At 38.8% G+C, this 9510-nt stretch carries 8 protein-coding genes; 2 read left to right on the top strand and 6 right to left on the bottom strand.

The window, feature by feature from the left end; all coding sequences use genetic code 11:
* The first annotated feature begins 189 nt into the window (after positions 1-189).
* Both EKM80_RS06590 and EKM80_RS06585 read left to right on the top strand, forming a co-directional pair.
* Entirely contained in the window at positions 190-789 is a 600-nt protein-coding gene (locus EKM80_RS06590) for a helix-turn-helix domain-containing protein (RefSeq protein ID WP_010011392.1), read from the top strand.
* Positions 726-1634 carry an IS3 family transposase gene (locus tag EKM80_RS06585; RefSeq protein ID WP_125552322.1) on the top strand — a complete coding sequence of 303 codons (909 nt, stop codon included), beginning with the start codon at positions 726-728 and terminating at the stop codon, positions 1632-1634. The genes EKM80_RS06590 and EKM80_RS06585 overlap by 64 nt, the downstream gene beginning before the upstream one ends.
* Positions 1635-1978: 344 nt before the next feature.
* Here the strand turns inward: EKM80_RS06585 and EKM80_RS06580 are convergent, their stop codons facing one another.
* From EKM80_RS06580 to EKM80_RS06555, 6 genes are read right to left on the bottom strand one after another with little or no spacing between them, the layout of a single operon-like run.
* Complete coding sequence (locus tag EKM80_RS06580; protein WP_125552321.1) at positions 1979-2968, bottom strand: conjugal transfer protein; 990 nt, start codon at positions 2966-2968, stop codon at positions 1979-1981.
* On the bottom strand, positions 2965-3501 hold the full coding sequence (locus EKM80_RS06575) for a hypothetical protein (protein WP_225417302.1): 537 nt from the start codon (positions 3499-3501) through the stop codon (positions 2965-2967). The genes EKM80_RS06580 and EKM80_RS06575 overlap by 4 nt, the downstream gene beginning before the upstream one ends.
* Before the next feature lie 10 nt (positions 3502-3511).
* Positions 3512-4510 carry a bifunctional lytic transglycosylase/C40 family peptidase gene (locus EKM80_RS06570; protein ID WP_125552320.1) on the bottom strand — a complete coding sequence of 333 codons (999 nt, stop codon included), beginning with the start codon at positions 4508-4510 and terminating at the stop codon, positions 3512-3514.
* The gene (locus EKM80_RS06565; protein WP_125552319.1) at positions 4507-6621 is read right to left on the bottom strand and encodes a CD3337/EF1877 family mobilome membrane protein; all 2115 of its coding nucleotides are present in this window, start codon (positions 6619-6621) and stop codon (positions 4507-4509) included. The genes EKM80_RS06570 and EKM80_RS06565 overlap by 4 nt, the downstream gene beginning before the upstream one ends.
* On the bottom strand, positions 6622-9078 hold the full coding sequence (gene tcpF, locus EKM80_RS06560; protein ID WP_125552318.1) for a conjugal transfer ATPase TcpF: 2457 nt from the start codon (positions 9076-9078) through the stop codon (positions 6622-6624).
* On the bottom strand, positions 9075-9455 hold the full coding sequence (locus tag EKM80_RS06555) for a conjugal transfer protein (protein ID WP_125552317.1): 381 nt from the start codon (positions 9453-9455) through the stop codon (positions 9075-9077). Before EKM80_RS06555 ends, tcpF begins: the two co-directional genes overlap by 4 nt.
* Between the last annotated feature and the right edge of the window lie 55 nt (positions 9456-9510).

Below are 9510 nucleotides of genomic sequence, written 5' to 3'. Positions count from 1 at the left end.
TCAAAATCGAGAAGTTTGGTTGTCTTTTTAAAACGGGTGATTATTTACCGCTTACAGTGTGAATCCTAGGGGGTGTTTTGCATTGTAAGTTATTCAACTATTGAAAAGCTTAAATTACTTCATGATTATCAGAAATCGGATTATGGTTTAACGGTGTACTCCGATTACCATGGTGTCCGACCAGCAAACATGAGTAAGTGGATTAAGCAATTCCTACTCGCTGGATTGGCGGGATTAATTAGACCTAAGCATAATCAGAAGTACTCATTAGAGACTAAGTTAACTGCTGTAAAAGCTTATCTTTCTGGCAAGTATACTAATCAAGCAATTCTCCAGCAGTATCAAATTAGAAATATTTCTCAACTACATCAATGGGTTATCAGTTACAATAATGACAAACTCCGAGTTAATCAGACAACGAGAAAGCGAGTCAGAAAAATGGGACGAAAAGTAACCTTTGATGAAAAGAGGCAGATTGTCCGATGGACAATTGAACATAACAATAACTATAAAGCGGCTGCAGAGAAGTATGATATTAGTTACCAACGAGTTTATTCTTGGGTACGGAAGTACCGAGTAAATAGCGACTGGGAAGTACTAAAAGATAACCGTGGGCGTAATAAAGGAAAAGAGCCCACTAATGAACTAGAAAGACTAAGGAAACGAGTTCGTGAGCTAGAAGCTCGTGACCGTGAACGGGAGCTGCAAATCGCTTTTGCAAAAAAATTAGTCGAAATACGCAATCGGGAGGTGAAACGACCGGACGATATCAAGCGATTCAAGAAATGAACAATGAAGGTTATTCTATTAGTGAATTGACCAAGGTCGCTGGAATTACTAGACAAGCTTACTACAAATGGCTGAAACATGAACCGACTAAATATGAGATTGAAGAATCGGAGATTCTCCAATTGATTAAACAGTTAGAAAATGAACACAAGCAAAGCGTTGGCTATGACAAAATGACTAGGTTAATCAAGTTAAGTCATCAGATTCCTTATACCGTCAATAAGAAACGAGTCATTCGCATTATGAAAGACCATAGTATCAAAGCTGACTATCGTCAGCCAACCCATAAACGTATTCAAGCCCAGCAAACTTATGAAGCTGAAAATATTCTTAACCGACAATTTGACCAAACCGCAGCTAACCAAGTTTGGGTTACGGATACGACGGAACTAAATTACGGAATCCGGCTTAATAAAGTTCGTCTACATGTAGTATTAGATTTATATGGTCAATATCCAGTAAGCTGGTTAATTACACCTACAGAAACCGCTGAAGGAGTAGTTCAAGTGTTCGAGCAAGCACGGATGAAGGAAGGAGCACTAGCTCCGTTAATTCATACTGATCGTGGTGCGGCGTATACTTCCAAAGCATTTAATCAGTATTTAGTAGTTAATGATGCCCAACACAGTTATTCAGCACCAGGGACACCGGCTGACAATGCCGTAATAGAACATTGGTGGGCAGATTTTAAGGCTATTTGGATCGCACACCTGCCTAAAGCACAAACATTATTAGAACTAGAAGGACAAGTTAGAGAAGGAATTACCTATTTCACTGAAAAATTTATCTCAGCGAAGAGAAATGACCTTACCGCAGCGGAATACCGTTTTGGCAAAGCCAACTAATTTTTATTATTTAATGTGTAAACTTGACAGGGCACAGTACCACTTTAAAGGCAATTATTTTTATTATTTATTGTGAAATTCATTCAATAAGTATAATTGGGTAATCTTTTTTATCATCTTGAATTTATACTTATAGGTATAAAAAAATGATCTCAAACCTATTAAGGAATGAGATCACTACACAATACTAATAGAATCGGAGCAGATCCTATAGATGAAAAGTCTAAAAGCTACTAGGAAATTGGACAACCAACCCCATTATTGAAATGAGATTAGAGTTATTTTACTACAATGATTTTATGGTGACAAGATGTGTTTGAAGTCCAAAGTCGGATTCCAGCTTATTAAATTCCAGATAATACTACCCAATTATTATCTGCTTTCTTGAGTAGTAATGTATATTGCGATAACTGTGTCATATCAGTATCGATATCAATGTACTTAACGGTGACATCGACCTTAATATTATCGCCTTGTTTATGGAATGTGGGGTTAATCAATTCAGCAAAGCGATAATTTTTATTGATCGGTTTAGTACCATCTTTGACATAGTATTTCAGTTCATTAGCGGTGCCTTTTGGGTAGAGAGTGAAGAAAGTTGTTAGAAATTTATTGATTTGATCAATCGTTTCAGTATCAAGCGTACTATCAGACTGTTGGATTGATTCTTTAACCCTTGCCTTAGTTGGTGCTGCAGCGATGGTTGGATTCTTAACGATTACCATGTCACCGCTAGTATTTTGCATAACTACGGTTGAATAAGTGGCAGTAATGTCTTTAGACTTTTTATCTTTGTCGGTTCCGGTTTCAATTGATTGTTGCAGGGAAAACAGAACTCTAAATTGATTAGTAGTCAAATGTTTAACTTGCCAGATTTTAATACTATTGACTGTAGATTTAGTTGGAATATCAGATCGAACTGAATCTGAGTTCAAAGTGACTAAGCTTTCCATCATATACTGGTTAAGTTGTTTCTGTCTGTTATCAAGAACTTCATGGTTTGGTTCCCAAGTGTAATAAATCTTAGCAAAGTCAGTGACAAAGGTACTAATGGCGTTAGTGTCGATAATCTTGGCTTTAACGATTTGACGTTCGTGGATTGTGTGCTTGTCAATTGCAGTAAAGTTCTTATAGACACCGAATACAACGCTTAAAATTAAAATCAACCAACAAAAAAGTGCCGTCTTACGGCGCACACCTAAAGTTCTAACTTTGGGGTTCTCGGTAGTGTTTTTTGTTTTGCCTTGTTTTTTTGCCTTTATCGGTTTGTTGTTTTTCTTATTGTTCTGAGCCTTAATATCTTTACGAGATTTAATTCTGGATTTATCTCTCATGTAAATTGTCCTTTCTTGATTTCATAGGTTTGGTAGAAATCAGGGTAATCTTTTAGAAAGCGACTGAAGATTTCTTTTAACCTGAATTTTTTATAAGTGAGGTAGTCCATGTCTGAATAAAGATCAAATTTATCATCATTTTCAAAATACTGTTCGGCCAGGTATAATTCACGTCCTAAAATATAATCTAAATCCTCTTTGTTAAACTTTTTATTAGAGCTGGACAGCCAAGCACTAACAGTCTCTTGATGATTGACTGCTAGACGGAACTCCCGACGTTGACCGCGTTTGAAAAGGGGAATATTTTGAATGAAGTGATTAGCAGTATTTGTTAGATCAACGACATTAGGTAAATGTTGATCAAAAAATTTAATGCGTTCCCATTCAGAAGACAAGTAATCTAATTCCTTGTTCCGCAAACCACGATTATCTTGGTAGTCCAGATCAACGTGTTCATCACGTAGTACATGATCAATTGCGGCCGTTAGTAACCACATCCATTTGTCGTAAGTGTAGCCATCTTGATCATCCAATAAATTCACCTCATTTCTTGATCCGACCGGCACCAATCAAATGAGCTTGCCAATAGGTGCTTTTTAAATCGGCATACCCAAGCGGATCACCAGCGTTGTACATGCGCATATTACCGACATAGATACCAACGTGGGTCACATAATCAGCGCAGGCATAAGTTGAGTGAAAGAAAACTAAATCGCCAGGTTTGGCACTTTTAATAGGAACATGATTGGTAAAGTCATATTGAGCCTGGGCTGTTCGGGGTAACTTGATTCCGGCCTTGCCGAAGCTCCACTGAGTTATTCCAGAGCAATCAAAGCCAGTACTGGGGCTACCGCCACCAAAGACATAAGCGGTCCCTTGGTATTTTAAGGCTTCAGTCATAATGGCTTTAACGGTTTTATCTGAAAAATTAGCACTACCGCTACTGGTTAAATATTGAGAAACTAATTTAACGTAATACATATTTCCATAGGCATAACGCCAACCATCAGAAACAGGGTTAGTATAGGTAACTTTACGACCACTAGCTTTGTCCTTTGCAAAGTTACTAGCATTTTCAAACGAGTATTTTTTACCATGCTTGGCAACATAGTCTACGAAGCCGCCACCATAGTTATAGCTTTGAATAGCGGTATTGGTGTCAGCGCTAACGGACTTAATGCTTTTAATTAAACTAGCGAAATACTTAACACCTTGTTTAATCGAGGCATCTGGAGATAAGCTACCAGGCGATTGACCTAATGATTCACTAGATTGCATCACGTCACTGCCTTTACCGCCGGATTCAACTTGCATGATTGATAAGATAACCATGACTTGATCGGATATGCCGAATTCTTTGCAGTATTTTTCGACTACTGCTTTATACTTCAGCACTTCAGGCGATAGGTTCATGCCATCCATAGCTAGCTCAGTCATTGTCTGGTCCTCATCATCGTCACCAACAATCGCCACGCTGAAAAAAAGTAGGCTGATTAAAAGTAAGGGCATTGCTGCCAACACGATCCACTTTTTGATTTTCATTGGCCTTTACCTCGTGGTGGTTTAAGCTCTTTTGTAGGTCGAGATATTGGTTTATGGACCTTTAAGTTCAACGGCTTATTCTGTGATGAATTGGTCGACCGAGGATTAGTTGTTATCGGTTCAGATTGAGGTGATACAGGTTTGAATGAAGTTGTTGCTTGCTGGGTAACTGGAATTTTGAATGTATCATTTTTAAGAGTTGTTGGCAGTGGTTGATCAGTTTGTTTTGGTCTTTGTAATGGGTCAGATTGTGGCATTTGTTTTGATTGCTGGTGATTAAGTTGTTTAGATGTCTTTAGATCAGATGGTAACGGTGCTGTTTGATGATCAGTGTTAGGTGGTGTAAGTGCTAATTTACGATTTTTCATTTGTTCTCTTCGCCGTTGATTAGCTAATTCACGATTCTGTTGATTGTCTTGGCGTTGATTTTTTACACCTTGTTTAAATCCATCAATTCCATTCTTAGCAATTTTTTTAGTGTTTTCTTTACCTTGATGTAAACCATACTTAGTGTTTGTCGGTAAATTCGTTAGATTGTCTTTAGATTTTTGGGCTGTATTGGCCAATTTACGCTTGGTATCAAGTAAATTACCAACCTTACGACCGGCGTTTTCCATCGGCTTCTTCTTACTTTCACGTTTATCTGGCGGTTTTTGTCCTTGATTAGGCTTTCTCTTTTGTGTTTGTTGTTCATTAGAACCAGCATTTGGACTACTTGACCTTTTAAGACCGCGTGAAAGGGCACCACCGAGTGCGGCATTACCAATTAGTTGCCGCATTACTCGATTACCGCGGCGAGTTATACGGCTAGCACCATTTTGTGAATCAGAGCTGTGCAGTTGCATCATGCCCATAAGATCACTAAGCTTCATCCAAATACCACCAAAAATAACGATCTGTAGAAATGCAACTAAGAAAAATGGTGTTGTTGCGGATAGAGAATAAATCATGGTGGATAGACAAAATGCCATAGTGAGAACTAATGTAATACCGGCGCGCATCATGACCGTATTAAATAACCGCATGACGGTTGTTTTCATTAGTCCATTGAAGCTCGGAATCATCGCTAGTAAACAACTAATGGGCATGAATATGGCATAGATAATAAATAAGATTTGGCTGAAAATCATAATCGCGGTCAACATGAAAACAAATATCGTAATGGCAATATTGAATAACACTACAAAAGTGGTTACACCTAGCCGATTAACTGTTTTGACTGCGGATAGATTATCGTTATCTTTATCTTCAATTTCACTTTTTACTAGATCGGTACGTGTTTTTCCTTTCTCTTTAAAAGGATCTGTTTTAACTAAGTCCTCAATCCGTTTCTCACCAACTTTTTTAGGATCTGAATCACCAAATTGGAGTAGCGTCCATGGCTGCTTAACTTGAACGACAAACAAGGTGTCACGAATTGCATCAACGCCATCCTTAGAGGAGGCCTTTTTATTGGACATAATCATTTTGGAGCCGGTATTGAGTGCGGAGGTACTGATATCGGATGAAAATTCATTGATTTTCCCAATGTAGTCTGGTGAGTAGGCGATAAAACTAGCTGATAAGAGGAAAATCATCACGAAATTTACGACTGCTGAAATGGCCTTAGACGTTTCGCGTTTGATCAGGCCAGTGTAAGCAACATAAACACCAACAATTGCGATCAAAAGCAATAACATGCCTGGATAGAAGCCATCACTGGAAAATCCGTTTTTAGAAACTCCGGCCAGTAATTGCATGTTTTTACCGATGGCCGCCGTTGTGTCTTTGATGAAATCCAATGAATAGGCTTGTTGAATTAGATATCCAGTTGCATATGAAAGATAAACAGAGACAATCCAGAGAAAGTTGGTAATAGCGTAAACTGCGTACATAACTGATTTGCCAATACCATCACCCCAGTTCCATGGCAGCCAATCCCAACTGGAATCGACAAAATAATCGAGTTGATAGTTATTGACCGGGTATTTAGAAAACTCATTTTTTGTGTTAACTGTTTCATCAACCAAACCACTCGCACTAGCGGTGGTTGCAGTAATCAAAAGTAAAATTACTAAGGTTGCCAGGATAGTAGCAGTAATTTTTAATGCTCGTTTTGTTCGTGGTGACATCTAATCACCTCCGGACACTTGTGCCTGTGGTGGACGAGTATCGAAGGCATGGTAGAGATGCTCGAAAATGTAGTCAAAGTGGAGTACACCAACATGGCCCCAAATATCTTGAAAGAGGCATTCACCATTATCAAGTGAGCGGAGCCGTTGTTGATTGCCTTCATCTTCGGCGTCTAAGCCAAAGAATTGCAGAGTATTCTTGATCTCAGTAATATCGGTTGAGCGAAAAGCAAATTTCATCCCAATATTATTTTTCATTTTTTCATCCAGTAAATCATTGGCATTTTGCGTTACCAGATAGACACCAGCATTCATTGAACGTCCTTCACGAATGAGTTTCATCGATAAAGTTTTACCTTGGGAAACATTCAGAAATGCCCAGGCCTCGTCTAAATCCACAATTTTAAACATGGAACGATCGGAGTGAATGAAGTCAATCGCAAAGGTGGAGATGATCATTAGCATGGCTACCGATAACATTTCTACCGTGATGTATTCATCTTGGGTTTTATCTGCATCGGGGAGAACTAAGTCAGCAATTTGGATAATATTGATTTTTCGATCTAAGGCAATTGATCTGCGTGCGGTACCATCGGAGAACAATAATGCTGCGAAGTCGTAGTCGGTAAAGGATTCAATGTGATCAGCTATGTTCATAGAGATTGGCGTATTTTCTCGCCTTAACTCATCAATAACCTTTAATAATCCAGGCTGTGGTCCCTGAGTGACATTGCGAATGGCTTTGCGTAGTGTTGGAAATCGCTCGGCGTCACGACTAGAAATACCAGTGAGAAAAGTGAGTGTATCAACGGCTAAACTTTCCGAATCTTTGGGGTTACTCAAAATAATGTAAGGGTCTAACAGTCCACGATTGAGTTCTTCGCTGGTCAAGTTAACAATATTGATATCATCTTGCATGAAATCCAAATCCTTTGCCCAGTTGGTTCGTTCAGACTTTGGATCAAGAATCAGTGCTTGCGCGCCATACAATACGGCGTAGTAAACCAGTAAATTGTTACTAAAAGACTTACCACCACCTAATGAGCCAAGAAAGGCGGCGGAAAGTGCATTTGTTACTGTTCCCTTTAATCCTTGTGCGGCAATATCTGGCTTGATGTAGACGTTACGGCCAGTATCAACGTTGTAACCAACATAGATACCTTCTTTTTCACCAAGGGCTTGCGTGGCCCCAAAGCCTAAAGAAGCAATAAAATCATTAGTCACATACTGGATATAGTCATTCATATAGCGTTTGGAAGCTGGAATAAACTCACTGTGTAGACCTAACATATCACCGAAGGGTCGTACTAACTTGATGTTCATTGAATCGTAAAAATCGAGAATCTGATCAGACCGTTTTTTTAATTCGTCTAATGAGCGGCCACTAACGCGAATAACGTAGGAAATTTTGTACATGGCGTCTTTAGTTTGATCAAGTGTGGCCTCAAGTTCATCAACGGAATCCAGTGCATCGGCCACACCGCGAGTGGTTTCGTTATTAGATTCATACGCGTGGTTGTCCAAATCTTTGAGTTCTTTTTTCTTATTACGGACTTTAGTTAAGGCCTTTTTGTTAGTGACGATTTCTACATTCAATGAAGTATCAACGGGAAAATTAAATTGTTGTTGCTGAAAGTAGAAAATTTCACTGCCGGGAAAATCAAGTTCACCAACAATATCTGATAGTGCTAGGTAGGTAACATAAGAATCAGTTAGCCCGTGGGTGATTTTTAAATAGCGTTGTTTTTGTTCAATCAGCGACCGTGTAGGTTTGATCAAGTCATACTTTTTGATCACTGTGTCATGTTCATTTTCTTGCCGTGGTAGATGGAAATGGTAGTCCTCATAATCTTGACCCGACATCCCATGAATATGTTCCAACAGATAGCCAAAATCATTTTTGTTTAGTGGCCGAATTTTGAAGCGTCGGCCAACTTTATCAGCTAAGAATTGTGCTACCTTGGTAAAGCGTTCTACTTCGGCGTTGTTCATATGCATGAAGTCACCGGTAAATTTTTCGTTGAACTCATTGAAGAAATCCTGAAAGCCTAACGAGATATCTTTCCAAATGCTTTTAGCTGTGACTTCTTTGTCATTGAGCAACAATTTAAAGCCAATATAAAAGCGATAATCAACTTGATTATCGCCAATGGTTTCCGTCAATGCTTCAGCTTGACCATCTATATGGGTTGCCGCAATCTCTTTCAGACTTCCTTTAACTAAGTCCTTGGAACGTTGTAAAGTATCACGCACACTAGATTCTGTTGCTAACTGCAAAAGATGGATTTTACCATCACGATTTTGTGAAATCAGTTGACGAAAGTTTTCATGTACTTGTTGCTTTTGTTCTGGTGATAAGAAAGAATAATTATAGGGAACCAACTCGTAGTAGGCGAAACATTCGCCATCTTTGTTAAAGACTAAGTTGTTTTCGATATATTTTATGGGAAATTTCATTGTTTCGACCTCCTAACATAAGTGATTTGATCAAGCGATTGCCGTTGGTGCGTTTTGACTGGTTTACCGGCAAAGGTGACTTTAGTAGTAAACGCGTAGGTAATAATGGAACGCAGGAAGCCAAGTGGTCGCTTATTATCAAACGTCTTTTGGCTCATGAACCAGGTAATACCAGCCGGAATACCAAAATACTTTAAAAATGCACCATCAATGAAACTAAGTGGTGGCACGTCAGCTAATAACATCACTACGAATAGAGAAATAATGAACCAAGTCATTTGCGTAAAAGTAACGGGGAAGGGTAAGTTCATATCATTGATCGCGTATAGTACTTTTTCTACTGACCAAATTGAGGTGTAGCTTCTAACTTTCTTCATTGCACACTCCTTTCAAAAAGAAAACTGGCTCATTTGCTAAGCCAGCTTCCGATAA

Origin of the sequence: Loigolactobacillus jiayinensis (assembly GCF_003946445.1) — a bacterium.
Lineage (GTDB): Bacteria > Bacillota > Bacilli > Lactobacillales > Lactobacillaceae > Loigolactobacillus > Loigolactobacillus jiayinensis.
The sequence above is the reverse complement of the archived record's forward strand: the minus strand, read 5'-3'. Positions and strand labels throughout refer to the sequence as shown.

What these genes read in the sequence shown, in the direction of transcription:
- EKM80_RS06590 (WP_010011392.1), top strand. Translation starts at nt 190, where the DNA reads ATGAGTAAGTGGATTAAGCAATTCCTACTCGCTGGATTGGCGGGATTA.
- EKM80_RS06580 (WP_125552321.1), bottom strand. Translation starts at nt 2,968, where the DNA reads ATGAGAGATAAATCCAGAATTAAATCTCGTAAAGATATTAAGGCTCAG.
- EKM80_RS06570 (WP_125552320.1), bottom strand. Translation starts at nt 4,510, where the DNA reads ATGAAAATCAAAAAGTGGATCGTGTTGGCAGCAATGCCCTTACTTTTA.
- EKM80_RS06565 (WP_125552319.1), bottom strand. Translation starts at nt 6,621, where the DNA reads ATGTCACCACGAACAAAACGAGCATTAAAAATTACTGCTACTATCCTG.
- tcpF (WP_125552318.1), bottom strand. Translation starts at nt 9,078, where the DNA reads ATGAAATTTCCCATAAAATATATCGAAAACAACTTAGTCTTTAACAAA.
- EKM80_RS06555 (WP_125552317.1), bottom strand. Translation starts at nt 9,455, where the DNA reads ATGAAGAAAGTTAGAAGCTACACCTCAATTTGGTCAGTAGAAAAAGTA.